Genomic DNA, 18,927 nt, shown 5'->3' with positions numbered 1-18,927 from the left:
ATTCTCACAACTCAATCTTTGTAACGGTTTGAAACATGGGCAAACGCTGGTGGCAATTCCCCGCGCATCTCGGCACAACATATTGGTTTGAAAGAAAAAAGGCCGCCTTGCGGCGGCCTGTTCTGGTCATATTCGTGAATGTTCAGTTGGCCTGACGGCGCAGGAAAGCAGGGATTTCGATGCGTTCCTGGTCCGGATCAGCCTGGTGTTGCTGCTGCTGTTGCTGCTGCTGCTGCGCAGGAGCCTGCATAGAGGGCTGCTGGCGCACCGGCTGCTGCGGCTTCGCGGCTTGAGCGTCAGCGCCGCTGCCGGTCATCCGATGGATCAGCGAGTTCAGGCCAAAGCGGCGCTGGCCTTCCGGCTGAGCCTGCTGCTGCGGCTGTTGCTGGTGGTGCTGCGCCTGCTGCACAGGCGCGGCGGGCGCCTGGCGCGGCTGCGCGTGCTGGGTCTGAGCGCGCTGGGTCGCGGCCTGCAGGCGAACGATCGCATCCTGCGACGGCGTGCCCGGGGCTGGCGCCTTGGGAGCGACGAAGGTTTCAGGCTGCTGCGGCGCCACATCCGCCTGCGGGCGGAACTCGGGCACCTGCGGGCGGTAGGCCGGAGGCGGCAGGCCGTCGTCGGCAAGCGGCTCAGCCTCCTCGAAGACTTCGCCTGCGTCGTCCTGCGCCTGCGGCACGTTCATTTCGGCAAAGAGTGACGGCTCTTCGGGAGCGGAGGGCGCTGCGGCGGCAGGCTGGGCCGGGGCGGAATGCGCCGCGGGCGCAGGCCGGGCAGCCGGCGCGGGCGTTTCCTGTGCGGCAGCCGGCTGCAGGGACTGCGGGGCGGCGTCCTGCGGCGCAGCGCGGGTTTCCTCGGCGCTCACGGTCTGGCGCAGCGGCGAGGACATCGGGCGGCGCGGCACCGGCATTTCGGTATTCACGTCGGTTGCGTCGATGCCGGTGGCGACGACGGAGACACGCATCCGGCCATCCATGTCGGTATCCAGCGTCGAGCCGACGATGATGTTGGCGTCCGGGTCCACTTCCTCGCGGATGCGGTTGGCGGCCTCGTCCAGCTCGAACAGGGTGAGGTCGTGGCTGCCGGTGATGTTGATCAGCACGCCCTTGGCGCCCTTGAGGCTGATTTCGTCCAGCAGCGGGTTAGCAATCGCCTTCTCGGCGGCCTGGATGGCGCGGTCTTCGCCTTCGCCCTCGCCAGTGCCCATCATCGCCTTGCCCATCTCATCCATCACGGCGCGCACGTCGGCGAAGTCGAGGTTGATGAGGCCCGGGCGCACCATCAGGTCTGTCACGCCCTTCACGCCCTGGTAGAGCACGTCGTCGGCCATCGAGAACGCCTCGGTGAAGGTGGTCTTCTCGTTGGCCAGGCGGAACAGGTTCTGGTTTGGGATGATAATCAGCGTGTCGACGACCTTCTGCAGGCTCTCGACGCCGAACTCCGCCTGGCGCATCCGCTTCACGCCCTCGAACTGGAACGGCTTGGTGACCACGCCCACTGTCAGCACGCCCAGCTCGCGTGCGGCCTGTGCGATGATCGGTGCCGCACCGGTGCCGGTGCCGCCGCCCATGCCCGCAGTGATGAAGCACATATGCGCGCCCGCCAGGTGGTCGACGATCTGTTCGATGCTTTCTTCGGCGGCGGCAGAGCCCACCTGCGGGCGGGCGCCTGCGCCCAAACCTTCAGTCACCTTGATGCCAAGCTGGATGCGGCTTTTCGCAGCGCTCTGCTGCAGCGCCTGGGCGTCCGTGTTGGCAACGACGAATTCCACGCCGTCCAGTTCCTTGGCAATCATGTTGTTGACGGCGTTGCCGCCAGCGCCGCCCACGCCAAATACGGTGATCTTCGGCTTCAGTTCTTCATGCCCGGGCATCGAAAGGTTCAACGTCATGCTCTTCCCGCCTGTGTTTGCGTGCCCTCCCGCAAAGGGCTTTTTTCTGTCCTGTCCGCTTCAATCCTACCGCGCCGCAGATGTTGCGTCATCCCAAAAAGCGTAAGGAACCACAAAATACAGCTATGTTCTGACACGGCTCCTGCAGCAATTCGCCGAATCTAGCAGATATTGCGGTTTTAGCCGAACCCACACACAACATGACACCGCAGCCCGCTGCACTCCTGCTGCGGGGTCCGTTATGTTGATCTCTGGCTGGCCACTGCCCGGCCTGCTGACTCGCCGCACTTCGCGGACGTTAACGGCACCCTAACGCCTGGAGCGGGGAGTGTCACGCCCTCATTGCGCGCTACGCGCGAATCCGGCTGCAGCTTACCAATTGTCGCTGAACCACTTGATTGCCCGGCCCAGGGTGCCGGCCGGGTAGCGGTCGACCGGCATGTCGAAATCCCACCATTCATCCTGGGGATGCGCGGCAAACAGACTGAGCCCCACTGCCGCGGCAAAGGCCGGGCCGGTCACCGATTGCGGCAGGCCATGCACGCGCAAAGGGCGGCCCAGGCGCACCTGCTGGCCCAGGATGCGGCTCGCCAGCCCGTCGAGCCCGAGGATCTGGCTGGAGCCGCCAGTCAGCACGATCTGCTGGCTCGGCAGGTACTCGAACCCAGCCGCGTCGAGCCGCGCCCGCACCTCCTCGAGGATCTCCTCCACCCGCGGCCGCATAATGCCGATCAGCTCGGCCCGGCTGGCGGAGCGGCGGTCGTGCTCCCAGTCGCCGGTGTCGCCGCCAATGTCGATCATCTCGCGGTCGTCGGCGCCGGTGGCATGCACGCCGCCGTGCATCGTCTTGATCCGCTCAGCGCTTGCCATCGGCACACTGAGGCCCATCGAGATGTCACTGGTGATGTGGTCGCCGCCAAGCCGCACCGCGTCGGCATAGATCATGTGTTTCTTCATGAAGATCGAGATCGACGTGGAGCCGCCGCCCATGTCGATGCAGGCGGCACCAAGCTCCTGCTCGTCCTCCACCAGCGCTGAGAAACCCGCCGCATAGGCGGAGGAGGCAATCCCCGCGAGCTCGAGGTCGCAGCGCTGGATGCAGCGCACCAGATTCTGCACCGCCATCGCATCGACGGTCAGCATGTGCATGTCAACGGCCAGCGTCTGCCCCATCTGGCCGCGCGGATCGGCAAGTCCCGACCGGTTGTCGAGCGCAAAGTTCACCGGCTGCGCGTGCAGCACCTCGCGGCCCGCGCCGTATTCCGGCACCTCGCAGGCGGCAAGCACCTGGGCCACCTCGTTCTCCGACACCACCTGGCCCTGCAACTCCACCTTGGCGTCGAGCCCGTAGGAGCGCGGGTTGGCGCCGGCAAAACAGGCAATCACGTGATCGACCCGCACGCCCGCCATCTTCTGTGCCGCCTGCACCGCGGTGCGGATGGCGCGTTCTGTCTCCTGCATCGCGGTGATCTCGCCGAACTGCACCCCGCGCGAACGCGTGGTGGCGGCGCCGATCACCCGGAAGCCGGACTGCCCGGCAAGTGAGCCGATGGAGCCGTCCTCGCTCAGCTTGGCGCTGCCGTCGAAGCGCAGAACCAGGCAGGCAATCTTCGAGCTGCCAATGTCGAGGATCGCCACCACGCCGCGCTGCAAGGCCTGACGGCGTATCTGACGCATCGCCCGCTGAGATTGGTAGAGATCCGTCATCTTATTGCCCGCCCCCATTCAGCTGCCTGATGCGCCACCAGTTTTCCACTGCGTTTTCACTCATCCGCACGGTCGGGCGGGCGGCCAGGCGCATGTCGACAGCCGCCACGTCCCGCTCCAGAAGGTCCTGCACCTCGCTGACCGCCAGCACCCGCTCCAGCGCCGGCACCGGGTCGCGTGCGGGCAGCATGATGCGCTGCTTGCGGTCCAAAACCACGTCCCAGCGCCGCTCCCCGATGCGCACCAGCCCGCGCAGGCGCGGCCCCAGCGGCTGTGCCGCGGCAAAGAGCTGCAGGGCCTCTGGGACTGCAGCGCTGGCGCCGCGCCCGGCGATCAGCGGCAAATCCGGGTGCAGACTGCGGCGGCCCAGCTCGGCCACGTGGATGCCGTTTTCGTCGAGGAGCGCCAGCCCCTCGCGGCTGCGCCAGATCACAGCCGGCTTGCGCTCTTCCACGTCGATCTGCAACACGCCGCCGGGGCGGATGCGCACGCTGGCGGTCTTCACCGGGTCGAGCCCGGTGATGACGTCGCGGATCTGCGTGAGGTCGAGATCGAAGGAGCTGACGGGGAAATCGATCGGCACAACCTCGCGGATGTCCTGAGCAACGCTAGTCCCGGCGCCGTCCACCGCCATCACCTTGACCATGAACTCGGGCCGCTCCTCAATCGCGGCCCGGGCACTGTTGACCAGCTGCTGCAGCCCGTCCCGGCGCGCCTCGTCGGCAAGGTAGGCACTGCCTGCTGCGAGCATCAGGCATAGCGGCACCCCGAAACGCAGGCCGAAGCGGATGCCGGGCGTCAGCATCCAGCGCTGGAGCCGGTACTTCAGCCGCGAGGGCGCCGGGTCCGTACGCCCCTCGCCGCTGCTGCCGCGCAGGCGCCGCTTCAGCGATTGCATGAAGCATCCTCCACCATCCAGGCACAGAGCTCGCCGAAGCTGATGCCGCAATGGGCGGCTTGTTCGGGCACCAGCGAAGTCGGCGTCATGCCCGGCTGGGTGTTGGTCTCCAAGAGGATCAGCCCGCCCGCGCCGCGGCTCTCGTCCCAGCGGAAATCGGTACGGCTTACGCCCCGGCATCCCAGTGCCCGGTGCGCCGCCAGCGCATACTCCAGGCAGAGGTCGCGGATCTCCTGCGGGATATCCGCGGGCAGCACATGGCGGGAGCCGCCGGGTTTGTACTTGGCGTCGTAGTCGTACCAGCCGTCGGTGAGGATGTCGGTCACGGTGAGCGCGCGGCCGCCAATCACCGTGGTGGTGAGTTCGCGGCCTGGCGCGTAGGTCTCGACCATGACTTGCGCAGGCATGTCGTCCGACAGTTGCGGCGGGCCGTTTGCGGCCTCCTGCACGATGTAAATGCCGACGCTGGAGCCTTCGTTGTTGGGCTTCACCACATACGGCGGCGGCATTACGTGGCCCGCGCTGACCGCTTCCTTCGCGAAAAGCCCGCTCTCCACCACCGGAAGCCCGGCGGCACGGTAGACCTCCTTGGAGCGCTGCTTGTCCATCGCCAGCGCCGAGGCCAGCACGCCGGAGTGGGTGTAAGGCAGGCCGAGCCATTCCAGCATGCCCTGGACGCAGCCGTCCTCACCCCAGCGCCCGTGCAGCGCGTTGAAGACCACATCCGGCTTCGCGTCCTGCAGCCGCGTACAGAGGTCCCTGCCCGCGTCAATCTCAACGGTTTCGAATCCCTCGCCCCGCAGCGCGGCCGCACATTCCCGGCCGCTTGACAGCGACACCTCGCGCTCGGCCGAAGGGCCGCCCATCAGCACCGCCACTTTCGGGAGTGTCTTGCTCGACTTACTCACCACTCGCGCCTTCTTGCTAGGGGCTTTGACGCCCCTGATTGTTGGAGCAGATCCTCGGACCCGCCCTTGGTTCCCTGCGCCGCAGCCAGGCAATCTGGAAGCCTCCGCCGCAGCACTCCGGCCGCTTTGCGCCCGGGTTCCGGCACAGTAGCGCCGAATTCCTTACCGGGGCGTTAACACTGCCTTTACCAAGATTAAGACGGCCGCTGCCCCGCCGCGCATCCCGGCCCGCGCGCCGCAGGGCGAAGGCCGGCCGATGCCTTTGGTTTCCAATACTTATTCGGGAAGCGGATCGCCAATCCGCATGATTTCCCACTCTAGCGTGATGCCAGAATCTTCGTAAACCTTTTTTCGCACATCTTCGCCCAGCCCCTCAAGATCCGCGGCGCTGGCACCACCGGTATTGATGAGAAAGTTTGAGTGTTTCTCGCTCATCTGGGCGCCGCCGCGGCGGGCGCCGCGCATGCCGGCATCGTCGATCACCTTCCAGGCCTTGAGGTCATGCACGTCATCCGTCCGCCCGGTCGAGGAAAAGCCCGCCGGGTTTCGGAAGGTGGAACCCGCCGAGCGTTCGCGGGTCGGCTGGTTGGCGTCGCGAGCCTCAAGCTGCGCCTGCATGCGCGCGTGCAGCGCCTCCGGGGCGCCCTTGGGGCCGCGCAGAACCGCCGAAACCAGTACTGCGCCGTCCGGGAAATCGGTCTGCCGGTAGCGGAAGCGCAACTCCTCCGCCGTGATCTCGCGGATCTCGCCCTGGCGGGTGACGATAGTGGCGGACTGGAAGACATCGGCCAGGTAGCTGCCGTAGCAGCCTGCGTTCATCCGCACCGCGCCGCCAATGGTGCCGGGGATGGTCCGCAGGAAAGTAAGGTCGATGCCCGAATCCGCAGCGCGCCGCGCCACGTGGGCATCCAGCGCCGCCGCGCCCGCCACAACGGTATCGCCTTCGGCCTCGATTCCGTTGAAACCCCGCCCCAGGCGGATCACCACCGCCCGCAACCCGCCGTCGCGCACAATGAGATTGGAGCCGACGCCGATCGGGAAAACCGGCACATCCGGATCCAGATGGCGCAGAAATTGCGCCAGGTCTTCGGTATCCGCAGGCTGGAAAAAATGGTCGGCAGGACCGCCGACGCGCAGCCAAGTCAATTCGGAAAGCTGTTTGCCCGCTGCCAGCCGCCCGCGGACGTCTGGCAGCTCCTTGCCGGAGATTGCCGCCATCGTATTGTCTGTCCCTCTTTTGCAGAGCCTCTGCGGCCCTATTCCCTAGCCGAGCCGGGCGCCAAGATAAAGGGGCAACGCACGCCAGCGCCGCGGGCCGCTAAGGGTGGCTCAGCGGCTGAAGGTGTCGCGCAGCCAGCGGCCGAGGTAGATGAGTGGCCAGCGCAATATCGACATGCCGGCAAGCAGCAGTGCCAGCCCCCACCAGGGGCCGTTTTCATAGGTTACATAGCCCAGGAGCGGAATTCCGAACGCGATCAGCACATATGCACGGGTCCAGTGATTGTCGCGGCTTGGCAGAATCGCAAGCACATTGGCCGCCAGCGCCCAGACCGCAGCCAGAATAAGCGACGCGGTCATCGCGCCGCCTCCCCTGCCCCGCGGGCTTGAGTGGAATGTCCCGCCCGGCGGCGCCGCAACCGTCAGGCCTCCAGCCGCGCAGGCAGCGCGTTTGCCCAGGCGCTGATGGTGCCGGCGCCGAGACAGACCACAATGTCGCCCGGCCGCGCCTGTTCGCGCACCAGCCGCTCCAGATCCTCCTCACTGAGAATCGCGCGGGCATGGCGGTGGCCGTGGCGGATCAGGCCTGCCACCAGGTCGTCGCGCCCGGCGCCCTCAATCGGATCTTCGCCCGCCGGGAACACCTCGGCGATGGCAACCACGTCGGCTTCGTTAAAACACGCGCAGAAATCGTCGAACAGGTTCGACAGGCGCGAGTAGCGGTGCGGCTGGTGCACCGCGATCACCCGCCCGTCGCAGGCCTGGCGCGCTGCCTTGAGCACCGCGGCGATTTCCACCGGGTGGTGCCCGTAGTCGTCGATGATGGTGACGCCATCGACCTCGCCCACCTTGGTAAAGCGCCGGTTCACGCCGCGGAACTCGGCCAGCGCGGTGCGGATTTCACTGCTGTTCATACCAAGATGCCGCGCCACGGCGACGGCGGACAGCGCGTTGGAGACGTTGTGATCGCCCGGCATCGGCAGGGTGCAGCCCTCGATCACCCGGTCCTCGGCGCGCAGCACGATGTCGAAATGCGCGATGCCGCCTTTGTAGGCGAGGTTAACTGCCCGCACATCGGCCTGCGCGTTGAAGCCGTAGGTGACGACGCGGCGGTCCGAGATCCGCCCCACCAGCGCCTGCACTTCGGCATGATCGGTGCAGCAGACCGCGATGCCATAGAAGGGGATGTTGGAGACAAATTCGAGGAAGCCGTCGCGGAGCCGGTCGAAATCGCCCCAGTGTTCCATGTGCTCCGGGTCGATATTGGTGACCACCGCAATGGTCGCGGGCAGGCGGTTGAAGGTGCCGTCGGACTCATCCGCCTCCACCACCATCCACTCGCCCTGCCCCATGCGCGCGTTCGAGCCGTAGGCGTGGAGGATGCCGCCGTTGACCACGGTCGGATCGAAACCGCCGGCCACCATCAGCTCGGCCATCATCGTGGTGGTGGTGGTCTTGCCGTGGGTGCCGGCGATCGCGATGTTCGATTTCAGCCGCATCAGCTCAGCCAGCATCTCCGCCCGGCGCACCACCGGCAGACCACGGCGGCGGGCCTCGTCCAGCTCGGCGTTGCCCGGCTTGATTGCCGAGGAGATCACCACAACCGCGGCGCCCTCGAGATTCTCCGCCCGCTGACCCACGAAGATGCGCGCGCCCAGCTCCTCCAGGCGCCCAGTGATCTTGGAAGCCTTCAGATCTGAGCCCTGCACGGTGTAGCCCAGGTTCAAGAGCACCTCTGCGATGCCCGACATGCCAATACCGCCAATCCCCACGAAATGGATTGGGCCAACATCACCGGGCAGTTTGGTTGCAGGGTTCATACTCTTATCCTTCCTCGGCCAGTCGTTCGACCAGGGCCACCAGCCTCTCGGTGGCATCCGGCACGCCGGCTCTCAGTGCGGCAGCCGCCATCTGCGCGGCGGCCTGCGGGTTACTCAGAATTGCGCCCATATGCTCCGCCAGGACCGGAACATCAAGCGCGCTTTCCGGGATCATAACGGCAGCATTGGCTTCGGCCAGCCCGCGGGCGTTGGCGGTCTGGTGGTCGCCGGCGGCCGCAGCGAAGGGGATCAGAATTGAAGGCCGCCCGATTGCGGCGATATCCGCAACCGAGGACGCGCCCGAGCGCGAGATCACCAGCTGTGCCTCCGACATGCGGGCGGGCACGTCCGTGAAGAAGCTCTGCACATCGGCGTCGATGCCGTGGCTGGCGTAGAACTCCGCCACCCTGGGCCGGTCCTCCTCGCGTGCCTGGTGGGAAACGCGCAGGTGCCCGCGGATGCGCTCCGGCAGCGCCGCCATCGCCGCGGGCACCACATCCGAAAGGATCCGCGCGCCCTGGCTGCCGCCGATTACCAGCACCGACATCGGATAGTCCCCGGGCGGGATGTAGGCCGCGCCTGCGCGCTCGGCCACGGCGGCGCGCACCGGGTTGCCGACGTGCTCATGCGCGACGCCCGCGGGCAGGTCCGTGGGCCAGGTGCCGCAGGCCACGCCCGAGACGCGCTTGGCAAAAAGCTGGTTCACCCGGCCCAGAACACCGTTCTGCTCGTGGATCATCCGCGGCAGCTTCAACAGCACCGCCGCCCCCAGCGCCGGGATCGTGGGATAGCCGCCAAAGCCGATCACCGCATCCGGGCGGTCCTTGCGCATCTGACGCGCCATCGACAGCACGCCGGCCACGATCTTCGGCCCCGCCAGCGCCTTCGCGGCCAGCCCGCCGCGGGCGAAGGTGGCCGATGAAACCTGGGTGATCTCCGTTGTATGGGGGAAGCCGCCGGTATAGCGCGCGCCGCGTGCGTCGGTCGAGAGCTTCACCCGCCAGCCGCGCTTCAGCATCGCCTCGGCGAGCGCCTGCGCCGGAAACATGTGTCCGCCGGTGCCGCCCGCCGCCATCAAGAGCAGTTTTTGTGCCATCCGTGATGGTCTCTTTCTTTGTTTGCCTGCACCTGTGCTCAACCGCGACGGCACCGCCCCGGTTCCAGCTCAGGTGGCATTTTCCGTATTCCGTTCCGTTCGCTACCCTTGCCACCCGCGCGGCGGCGCATTCAGGTCCTGCGGGAGCGCCCGCCCAGGAAGTCGGCAATCTCGCCCTGCGGCCGTGCCCGGGTGAAGGCCAGCAGCATCCCCACCGCGATGCCGGTCGCAATCAGAGAGGAGCCGCCGTAGCTCACAAACGGCAGCGTCATGCCCTTGGCGGGCAGGAGCCGCACAGCAACCCCCATGTTGATCATCGCCTGCACCCCGAAGACACAGACCAGCCCGGTGCCCGCAAGGCGGATGAAGGTATCGCGCTCGCGCATCAGCCGGAACAGCGAGCGCACCACGATCATCGCATAAAGCGCGATCAAGACCACCACGAGCACCAGGCCGTATTCCTCGGCAGCCACGGCGACGATGAAGTCGGTATGGGCATCCGGCAGCGACCATTTCACCTGCCCCTCACCCACACCGACGCCAAACAGCCCGCCCTCGCGGATTGCGTTGGTGGCATAGCCAAGCTGGGTGGTCGGGTCCACGTCCGGGTTCAGGAAGCCGTCGATGCGGCGGGCGAAATGCTCAGAATTGGAATAGGCCAGCACGCCGCCCAGCACCACCACCGCTGCCATGCAGACCAGAAGCAGCATCGGCGCCCCGGCCACGAAATACATCACCCCCCAGCCGAACAGGATCAGGCAGGCCTGACCGAAGTCCGGCTGCATCACCAGCATCAGCACCACCGTCACACATAGGCCAAACGACATCGCTGTGCCCGGGGGGCCGTTGATTTGCTGGCTCGCAGCGATCATCCAGGCGGCTACCACCACAAAACCGGGCTTGAGGAACTCCGACGGCTGCAGCGAGGCGAAGCCAAGCGAGTACCAGCGTGTTGCACCCTTTCCGAAATCTGTGCCGAAGACCGGCAGGAAGGCCAGCGCGACAAAGGCCGCGGCAAAGCCGATCACTGCCAGCCGCCGCACCAGCACGGGCGACATCATCGAGGTGATGAGCATCGCCACCAGCGCGGTGATGCCAAAGACCGCCTGCCGCTGCACATAGTGGAAATTGTCGAACCCGTTGCGCGCCGCCAGCGGCACAGAGGCAGCAAGCCCCAGCAGCAGGCCGAGCACGAAGAGCAGCAGGATGCAGGACATCGTCCACTTGTCGAGCGTCCGCCACCATTTCGGGAGAATCGGCTCGCCCGTCTGCACGGGAACCGCGCCATAGACCATCTCAGTCATGGAAATACCGCCACTATCTGCCTCGTTCCGCCCCTTTGCCGGGGTCTATGAACGAAAGCCTAACCGGAAAGAGATAATCAAGCCAGCCTCTTCCGCCCCGCGCGGCGGGAAATCGCACAGGGGCCGCTTGCGCCGTTCCCCGTTCCGTGGTCGATGCCCGCCATGCAGATGGATACCCTGATTCTCGGCGCCGGCGCGGCCGGCATGATGTGCGCCGCCCATACCCGCGGCCGCACCCTGGTGATTGACCACGCCAAGGCCCCGGGCGAGAAGATCCGCATCTCCGGCGGCGGGCGCTGCAACTTCACCAACATGTATGCGGCCCCGGAGAACTACCTCTCCGCCAACCCGCATTTCTGCAAGTCGGCGCTGGCGCGCTATACGCAGTGGGATTTCATCGGACTGGTGGACCGCCACAGTATTGCCTGGCACGAAAAGACCCTGGGCCAGCTGTTCTGCGACGGATCGGCCAAGCAGATCATCCAGATGCTGGTGAAGGAGATGACGAACGCAGGCGCCGGTCTCTGGCTGCAAACCTCGGTGGAGCGCGTCGAGCGCAGCGGAGACGGCTTCAAGGTCAGCCTCCTGCGCGAGGGCAAGCCGCAGACCGTCACCTGCCGCAACCTGGTGCTGGCCACCGGCGGCAAGTCGATCCCCAAGATGGGCGCCACCGGGCTGGCCTATGACCTCGCCCGCCAGTTCGGGCTGGAGGTCACCGAGACCCGCCCCGCCCTGGTGCCCTTCACCTTCCCTGACGGCCGCTTCAAACCGCTTTCGGGCGTGGCTCTGCCCGCGCGGCTGTCGAACGCGCAGGCCAGTTTTGACGAGGCGCTGCTATTCACCCATCGCGGCCTCTCGGGGCCATCTGTGCTGCAACTTTCCTCCTACTGGCGCGAGGGCGAGGAGATCCGGGCCAACCTGATCCCGGACATCCCGCTCTACGACCTCCTGCGCGAGCAGCGCCGAGCCGGGGGCGGCCGTGATTTCACTACCGAGCTCGCCCGCCACCTGCCCGCCCGGCTGGTCGAGTTCCTTGCACCGGAACTGGGCCTCAGCGGCCGGCTTGCCGACCAGTCCGACGCGTCGCTCAGGGCGCTCTGTGACAGGCTGGAGGACTGGGCGCTGCTGCCCGCGGGCACCGAAGGCTACCGCACCGCCGAAGTCACGCTGGGCGGCATCAATACCGATGCGCTGTCGTCGCGCAGCATGGAAGCCAAGACCGTCCCGGGGCTCTATGCGATCGGCGAGGCGGTGGACGTGACCGGCTGGCTCGGCGGCTACAACTTCCAATGGGCCTGGGCCTCCGGCTATGCGGCGGGCACTGCCATCGCGGCCACCATCTGACAGGATCGTCCCGCCCACCTTCAGGATTAACTGCTTCAGAGCCGCCTTCGCCTGGACATCGGCTTCCGGATACAGACGATGGGCGCAAGCGGAATTGCCGAGGGGCCCCGCCCCGGCGGGAGACGGCCATTGGGCTTGCGGGCGGGAGATGGCCTTGGCAGGCAGGGGACAAGTGAAGGCGGCTTCGGAGCGGATTGTCCGCTTTAGTGAGCCTGAAGCTCCTTTCCCTATCCTGCCGCCTCTACTCCAGACGCTTCCGCACCTCTGCTGCAAAATCCTCGCCGCGGCGCTCGAAGTTGTCGTATTGATCGAAACTGGCTGCCGCCGGGGCCAGCAGCACAGTGTCGCCCGGCTCTGCCTCGGCCATTGCCCGCTCCACCGCGGCCGCCATGGTGGTGCAGACCTCGGCCTCGACCTCAAGCTGCATGGCAAAACCCGCCGCCTCGCGCCCGATTACGTAGGCCTTCACCACGTTGCCGGTCTGCCCCTTGAGCGCGTCGAGTCCGCCGTCCTTCTCCAGCCCGCCGCAGATCCAGCGGATGCGGGGGAAAGCGCTCAGAGCCTTCACCGCGCTGTCGACGTTGGTGGCCTTGCTATCGTTCACGTAGCGCACCCCGCCGGCGTCGGCGATGGTCTGGCTGCGGTGGGGCAAGCCAGGGTAGCCCGCAAGCCCCGCCTCGATCACCCGGGGCGCCAGCCCCAGGGTGCGCGCCGCCGCATAGGCCGCGCAGGCGTTCTGGTGGTTGTGCGCGCCCGGCAGGCCGGTCATCCCGCGCAGGTCGATCGAGGCCGCCTGACGGCCCTTGCGGTATTCGCTCAAAAACCCTTTCCGCGCAAAGACCTGCCAGCCGGCGCCGGTGAGCTTCCGGGTCACCGACGTGCGGATCACCCGGTCATCGCCCGCGCCTTCGGAAAGCTGCCCCGCGAGAAATAGCCCCTCGTCCTCGTCGACGCCGATCACCGCCCGGTCCGGGCCGCCCTCGGCAAACAGCCTGCGCTTGGCGGCGAAATAGCCGCCCATGCCGGCGTGCCGGTCGAGGTGATCGGGCGAGAGATTGGTGAAGACCGCCACATCGGGCGTCAGCGCACGGGCCAGTTCGGTCTGGTAGCTCGACAGCTCCAGCACCACCACGCCGCCCTCGCCCGGCGGGTCAATGTCCAGCACGCCGCGGCCGATGTTGCCCGCCAGCTGGCTTTCCCGGCCCGCCTGCTGCAGGATGTGGTGCAACAGCGCCACCGTGGTCGATTTCCCGTTGGAACCGGTCACTGCCACCACCTTGGGCGGCTGCTCCATCATGCCCCAGTCACCTTCCGCGATGGAGCGGAAGAACAGTCCGATGTCATTGTCGACCGGCACCCCGGCCTCGAGCGCGGCCCGCACCACCGGGTTCGGCTTGGGGTACAGATGCGGGATACCGGGCGAGACGATCAGTGCTGCCACCGCGTCGAACGCGCCCTGGTGCAGAAGGTCCGCGCAGGCAAAACCCTCGCCTTCCGCGGCCTCACGCGCGGCGGGGTTATCGTCCCAGCAGATGGGCTCCGCCCCGCCTGCCCTAAGCGCGCGCGCCGTCGCCACCCCCGAGCGCCCAAGACCCAGAACCGCCACCCTGGCGCCTTCAAACCCTTTCACCGGGATCATTGCCTGCACTCCCACTTAAACTCTTGCCGGAACCGCTACCCGATCCCTCGCGGCTTTGCCAGTCTCCTCAGATTGACAAGCCCTGCCCCATGCCCGAGATTTCCTGCTCAGGCAAAGGGAGGAGCCGCGGGTGGCACCGCATTTGCAAAAGCTGCTTGACCAGATCGGCGCGGAGATGCGCAGCCGGGCCGACCGGGGCGAGGTGGCAAGCTACATCCCCGAACTCGGCCAGGTGAACCCGGATCAGTTTGCCATCGCAGTGGCGACGGCCGGTGGCCAGCTGTACCAAGCCGGGGATGCGCATAAGCGGTTCTCGGCGCAGAGCATCACCAAGGTCTTCACCCTTGCGATTGCGCTCGGCCGTTCCGGCGACCAGCTCTGGCAGCGGGTCGGGCGCGAGCCCTCGGGTACCGCCTTCAATTCCATCGTCCAGCTCGAGCACGAGCGCGGCCGCCCGCGCAACCCCTTCGTGAATGCAGGCGCCATCGTCACCACAGACGAGCTGCTGGCCGGTCGGGAACCCAAGGACGCGCTGGCAGAAATCCTCGGCTTCATCCGCGCGGCGGCGGGAGACGAGGACATCCACATCAACAAAGCGGTGGCAAGTTCCGAAACCCGCCACGGCCACCGAAACTTCGCTCACGCCAATTTCCTCGCCTCATTCGGCAATCTGAAGAACACACCGGAAAAGACGCTCGGCACCTACTTCCACCAATGTGCCATTGAGATGACAGCGGTGCAGCTCGCCAAGGCGGGGCGCTTCCTGATCGGAGCGGAGAACGGGCCGAGCCTGGTGTCGCAGGGCCGGGTCCGGCGGCTCAATGCGCTGATGCTGACCTGCGGCCATTACGATGGCTCGGGAGAGTTCGCCTACCGCGTCGGCCTGCCCGCCAAGAGCGGCGTCGGCGGCGGCATCCTCGCCATCGTGCCGGGGAAGGCAAGCGTGGCGGTGTGGTCCCCTGGGCTGGATCACAACGGCAACTCCAAGCTTGGCACCGAGGCGATGGAGTGGCTGGCGCGGGAGATGGACTGGTCGGTGTTCTGAAGCAGGGCGCGCACCGGGGCGCTGCCGGAAGGAGCGCAAGGGCGGCGCATGGCACCGCCCCTGTTGGCGCCTCAGCGTACCTTCAGGGTCGCGAGGCCGATCATCGCGAGAATCAGCGAGATGATCCAGAAGCGGATCACGATGGTGGGCTCGGCCCAGCCCTTCTTTTCGTAGTGGTGATGGATCGGCGCCATCAGGAACACGCGCTTGCCGGTGCGCTTGTAGTAGAGCACCTGCACGATCACCGACAGCGCCTCCACCACGAAAAGCCCGCCGACAATCGCCAGCACCAGCTCGTGTTTGGTGGCCACCGCAATCGCCCCCAGCGCGCCGCCGAGCGCCAGCGAGCCGGTGTCCCCCATGAACACCGCCGCTGGCGGTGCGTTGTACCACAGGAAGCCCAGCCCGCCGCCAAAGAGCGCGGCGCAGAAGATCAGGATCTCGCCGGTGCCGGGCACGTAATGCACGTCCAGGTACTCGGTGAAGTCGACCCGTCCCACCGCATAGGCGATGACCCCCAAGGTGCCGGCCGCGATCATCACCGGCATGATCGCCAGCCCGTCCAGCCCGTCGGTCAGGTTTACCGCGTTGGCCGCCCCTACGACGACGCAGATCGAGAACGGCACGTAGAGCAGGCCGAGGTTGATCAGCGTATCCTTGAACACCGGCAGCGCCAGCTGATTCTGCAGGTTCTCCGGGTGATTGTAAGCCGCCCAAACCGCCGCGATCACCGCGATCAGGATGCCAAGCGCAAGCCGCAGCTTGCCTGGCACGCCCGCCGTGTTCTGTTTGGAGACCTTGGCATAGTCATCGGCAAAACCGATGAGGCCGAAGGCCAGGGTGACAAACAGCACCAGCCAGACGAACGGGTTGTCCCAGCGCGCCCACAGCAGCGTCGCGGTCACGAGCGCGCCCACGATCAGCAAGCCCCCCATGGTCGGGGTGCCCGCCTTGGTGAAATGCGCTTCCGGTCCATCGTCACGGATCGGCTGCCCCTTGCCCTGACGCTTGCGCAGCACATTGATCAAGGGCTTGCCGAACAGGAAGCCGAACACCAGCGCGGTCATGAAGGCACCGCCAGCGCGGAAAGTGATATAGCGGAACAGATTGAAAAAATCGCCCCCGTCCGACAAAGCGGTCAGCCAATAGAGCATCTGCGGCCCTCTCTCAATTCTTATGTTTTTTCTGCTGCGCCGTTGCCATGGCCTAATTCGCGGATGCCGTCAACGATCCGCGCCAGCGCCATGCTGAGCGAGCCTTTGGCCAGCACGATATCGCCGCCCGCGAGTTTCCGGGCGAGGTCCGGCAGCGCATCGGCACTGGTGGCGTACCACGCGCCGCGCTTGTCTTCCGGCAGGGCTTCGTGCAGCGCCCGCATCAGCGGGCCGATGCAATGGATGCAGTCGATGCTTTGCATGGCGTCCAGCTCTGCCAGCCCCGCGTGAAGCGCGAGCTCCTGCGGGCCGAGCTCTTTCATATCGCCGAGGTAGGCAATGCGGCGGCCCTCGCCCTGGGTGGCTGCCAGAACCGCCAGCGCCGCCGCCATCGAAGCCGGGTTGGCGTTGTAGCTGTCGTCCAGCAGGATGATGTCTCCGTCCTCGGTCTGGACGGCCTCGCGCACGCCGCGGCCCTTGACCGGCGACCAGATCGCAAGGCTCCCGACGGCCTTCACGGGGTCCGCTCCAAGGGCCTGGACACAGGCCAGCGCGCCAAGGGCGTTCATCGCGAAATGGGCGCCAAGCGATTGGATGCGCAGTTCGACTTCCCTGCCGCCCGCGGTGGCGCGGGCCACGGTTTCGCCGCCCTCGATTCCGGCGGAGTGCAGGATGCAGTCCTCCGCGTTCCTGCCGAACCAGCGCACCGCGGCGCCAAGGTCATCGGCCACAGAACGCAGCACGCCGGCCTCGGCAATATCGGCGTTCAGAACGGCCAGGCCACCGGGCTCCAGCCCTTCCATGATCGCGGCCTTCTCCCGGGCGATACCCGCGACATCGTCGAATGCTTCCAGATGCACCGGCGCCACGGTGGTGACCATCGCCACATGCGGGCGGGCCAAGCGGGACAGCGGCGCGATCTCGCCAGGGTGGTTCATGCCGATCTCGATTACCGCGAACTCGGTATCGCGCGGCATCCGCGCCAGCGTCAGCGGCACACCCCAGTGGTTGTTGTAGCTGGCCACCGCCGCGTGGGTGCGGCCCTGGTCCATCAGCATCCGCGCCAGCATCTCCTTTGTCGAGGTCTTGCCGACCGAGCCGGTGACGGCAACGACCTTCGCCTGCGTGCGGGCGCGGGCGGCGCGGCCCAGGGCTTCAAGCCCCGCCTGCACGTCGTCCACGATCAGCAGCGGCGCATCCGCGGGCAGGTTCCCGGGAATGCGGGACACCAGCGCGGCGCCAGCGCCCTTCTCCAGCGCCTGGGCGACGAAATCATGCCCGTCGCGTGCGGCCTTGAGGGCAATGAACATGTCGCCCGGTTCGATGGTGCGGGTGTCGATCGAAAGGCCCGATACGGTCCAGTTGCCCTGCGCGCGGCCGCCAGTGGCGGCAGCGGCCTCGGCCGCGGTCCAAAGCGTCATGCGATCCTCCCGTCGAGCGCCGCCACGGCAATGCTGGCCTGCTCCACGTCATCAAAGGGCAGCACGCTGTCACCCACTGTCTGGCCGGTTTCGTGCCCCTTGCCGCAGATGATGAGCGCATCGCCCGGCCCCAGCATACCCGCGCCGCGCAGGATCGCCTCGGCGCGGTCGCCGATCTCCACGCACTCGGGCGCGCCGCCCTTGACCGCCGCGCGGATGGCGGCCGGGTCTTCGCTGCGCGGGTTGTCGTCGGTAACGATCACCACGTCGGCGTTTTCATGCGCGGCCTGCCCCATCAGCGGCCGTTTTGAGGCGTCGCGGTCGCCGCCTGCACCCACGATAGCGATGAGCCGGCCGAGCACATGCGGGCGCAGCGCCCGCAAAGCGCTGGCCACCGCGTCTGGCGTATGGGCATAGTCTACATAGACTGCGGCGCCATTGCCCCGCTCGGCGGCAAGCTGCATCCGGCCGCGCACGGTGGTGAGATGCGGCAAAGTCTCAAACACACGCTCAGGGTCTTCGCCTCCGGCGATCACCAGCCCGCAGGCCAGGAGCACGTTTTCCGCCTGGAACCCTCCGATGAGGTTCAGCCGCAGCTGGAACGGCCGGTCGTGCCAGGCAAAGCGGATGTCCTGGCCGGTGCCGTCATAGCGCATGCCCAAGAGGCTGAGATCGCCCTCGCCGCGGCCCACGGTGATGATCTCCTGGCCGCGTGCCTCTGCCACCGCGCGCATGTCGGCGCCGCGGGGATCGGCCATGTTGATGACGGCCACGCCCTCGTCCGGCAAGACCCGCGAAAACAGCGCGGACTTGGCAGCGAAATAGGCCTCAAATGTTTCGTGGTAGTCGAGGTGGTCCTGAGTGAAATTGGAGAAGCCCGCCGCAGCCAGCTGCACCCCGTCCAGCCGCCGCTGGTCGAGCCCGTGCGACGACGCCTCCATTGCCGCATGGGTGACGCCTTCCTCCGCCGCCGCCGCGAGCGCGCGGTGCAGGGTAACCGGCTCCGGAGTGGTATGGGAGAGCGGGTAGCTCCAGGCGCCCTCGATCCCTGTGGTGCCCATGTTGACGGCCTTGTGGCCCAGCTCCATCCAGATCTGGCGCACGAAGCTGGACACCGAAGTCTTGCCGTTGGTGCCGGTGACTGCGACGACGGTCTGCGGCTGCGCCCCGAACCACAGCGCCGCGGCATAGGCGAGCGCCTGGCGCGGGTCTTCGACCACCACAAGCGCGGCGTGGCTTTCGCCCAGTACCATGGCGGCGATCTCTGCGCCCGCGGCATCGGTCAGCACCGCGGTCGCACCCCTCTCCAGCGCCGCCGGGATGTACTTGGCACCATGCTGCCGGCTGCCCGGAAGGGCAGCAAAAAGAAAGCCTGGGCGGACCTGATGGCTGTCCACTGCAATCCCGCTGATCTGCGGGTCGGCGCCGCCGCGGGCGGTCAGCCCCAATTGGCTCAGAGGCTGGTCTGGTCTCGTGCTGCTCATG

Annotated in this window: 15 protein-coding genes; 2 read left to right on the top strand and 13 right to left on the bottom strand. The window is 66.9% G+C overall.

Features of this window, described 5'->3' with window-relative positions; translation table 11 throughout:
- Positions 1–142 precede the first annotated feature (142 nt).
- The 9 genes from ftsZ to ftsW form a co-directional block, all read right to left on the bottom strand.
- Positions 143–1,888 carry a cell division protein FtsZ gene (gene ftsZ / locus ACOHWE_RS11175; protein WP_420666385.1) on the bottom strand — a complete coding sequence of 582 codons (1,746 nt, stop codon included), beginning with the start codon at positions 1,886–1,888 and terminating at the stop codon, positions 143–145.
- A gap of 372 nt (positions 1,889–2,260) precedes the next feature.
- Positions 2,261–3,595, bottom strand: a complete 1,335-nt coding sequence (ftsA, locus tag ACOHWE_RS11170) for a cell division protein FtsA (protein WP_420666383.1) — start codon at positions 3,593–3,595, stop codon at positions 2,261–2,263.
- Position 3,596: 1 nt separating this feature from the next.
- The gene (locus ACOHWE_RS11165) at positions 3,597–4,493 is read right to left on the bottom strand and encodes a cell division protein FtsQ/DivIB (protein WP_420666381.1); all 897 of its coding nucleotides are present in this window, start codon (positions 4,491–4,493) and stop codon (positions 3,597–3,599) included.
- A complete protein-coding gene (locus tag ACOHWE_RS11160; protein WP_420666452.1) occupies positions 4,481–5,371 on the bottom strand; it encodes a D-alanine--D-alanine ligase in 891 nt (296 codons plus the stop codon). The genes ACOHWE_RS11165 and ACOHWE_RS11160 overlap by 13 nt, the downstream gene beginning before the upstream one ends.
- A gap of 306 nt (positions 5,372–5,677) precedes the next feature.
- A complete protein-coding gene (gene murB, locus ACOHWE_RS11155) occupies positions 5,678–6,619 on the bottom strand; it encodes a UDP-N-acetylmuramate dehydrogenase (protein ID WP_420666379.1) in 942 nt (313 codons plus the stop codon).
- A gap of 111 nt (positions 6,620–6,730) precedes the next feature.
- Positions 6,731–6,979, bottom strand: a complete 249-nt coding sequence (locus ACOHWE_RS11150; RefSeq protein WP_420666377.1) for a DUF2484 family protein — start codon at positions 6,977–6,979, stop codon at positions 6,731–6,733.
- Between the two features lie 62 nt (positions 6,980–7,041).
- On the bottom strand, positions 7,042–8,439 hold the full coding sequence (gene murC, locus ACOHWE_RS11145; RefSeq protein ID WP_420666375.1) for a UDP-N-acetylmuramate--L-alanine ligase: 1,398 nt from the start codon (positions 8,437–8,439) through the stop codon (positions 7,042–7,044).
- Positions 8,440–8,443: 4 nt separating this feature from the next.
- Positions 8,444–9,535, bottom strand: a complete 1,092-nt coding sequence (locus ACOHWE_RS11140; RefSeq protein ID WP_420666374.1) for a UDP-N-acetylglucosamine--N-acetylmuramyl-(pentapeptide) pyrophosphoryl-undecaprenol N-acetylglucosamine transferase — start codon at positions 9,533–9,535, stop codon at positions 8,444–8,446.
- Positions 9,536–9,666: 131 nt separating this feature from the next.
- A complete protein-coding gene (gene ftsW / locus ACOHWE_RS11135) occupies positions 9,667–10,839 on the bottom strand; it encodes a putative lipid II flippase FtsW (protein ID WP_420666372.1) in 1,173 nt (390 codons plus the stop codon).
- A gap of 162 nt (positions 10,840–11,001) precedes the next feature.
- On the opposite strand from ftsW, the gene ACOHWE_RS11130 reads away from it, so the two are divergent.
- A complete protein-coding gene (locus ACOHWE_RS11130; protein ID WP_420666371.1) occupies positions 11,002–12,183 on the top strand; it encodes a BaiN/RdsA family NAD(P)/FAD-dependent oxidoreductase in 1,182 nt (393 codons plus the stop codon).
- 241 nt (positions 12,184–12,424) lie between these two features.
- Here the strand turns inward: ACOHWE_RS11130 and murD are convergent, their stop codons facing one another.
- Complete coding sequence (gene murD / locus ACOHWE_RS11125; RefSeq protein ID WP_420666369.1) at positions 12,425–13,822, bottom strand: UDP-N-acetylmuramoyl-L-alanine--D-glutamate ligase; 1,398 nt, start codon at positions 13,820–13,822, stop codon at positions 12,425–12,427.
- A 130-nt stretch (positions 13,823–13,952) separates the two neighbouring features.
- Between murD and ACOHWE_RS11120 the strand changes: the two genes are divergently transcribed.
- On the top strand, positions 13,953–14,867 hold the full coding sequence (locus ACOHWE_RS11120) for a glutaminase (protein WP_420666368.1): 915 nt from the start codon (positions 13,953–13,955) through the stop codon (positions 14,865–14,867).
- Between the two features lie 71 nt (positions 14,868–14,938).
- On the opposite strand, the gene mraY is transcribed toward ACOHWE_RS11120, so the two are convergent.
- The 3 genes from mraY to ACOHWE_RS11105 are packed head-to-tail and all read right to left on the bottom strand — an operon-like array spanning position 14,939 to position 18,926.
- The gene (gene mraY / locus ACOHWE_RS11115; RefSeq protein ID WP_420666366.1) at positions 14,939–16,021 is read right to left on the bottom strand and encodes a phospho-N-acetylmuramoyl-pentapeptide-transferase; all 1,083 of its coding nucleotides are present in this window, start codon (positions 16,019–16,021) and stop codon (positions 14,939–14,941) included.
- Positions 16,022–16,041: 20 nt separating this feature from the next.
- Positions 16,042–17,442 (bottom strand): UDP-N-acetylmuramoyl-tripeptide--D-alanyl-D-alanine ligase, encoded by a 1,401-nt coding sequence (locus ACOHWE_RS11110; protein ID WP_420666365.1) that lies wholly within the window; start codon positions 17,440–17,442, stop codon positions 16,042–16,044.
- Entirely contained in the window at positions 17,439–18,926 is a 1,488-nt protein-coding gene (locus ACOHWE_RS11105; RefSeq protein ID WP_420666363.1) for a UDP-N-acetylmuramoyl-L-alanyl-D-glutamate--2,6-diaminopimelate ligase, read from the bottom strand. Before ACOHWE_RS11105 ends, ACOHWE_RS11110 begins: the two co-directional genes overlap by 4 nt.
- Between the last annotated feature and the right edge of the window lies 1 nt (position 18,927).

The organism is Cribrihabitans neustonicus, from assembly GCF_048820895.1.
Classification (GTDB): Bacteria; Pseudomonadota; Alphaproteobacteria; order Rhodobacterales; family Rhodobacteraceae; genus Cribrihabitans_A; species Cribrihabitans_A neustonicus.
This window is presented reverse-complemented; position numbering and strand designations above follow the sequence as displayed.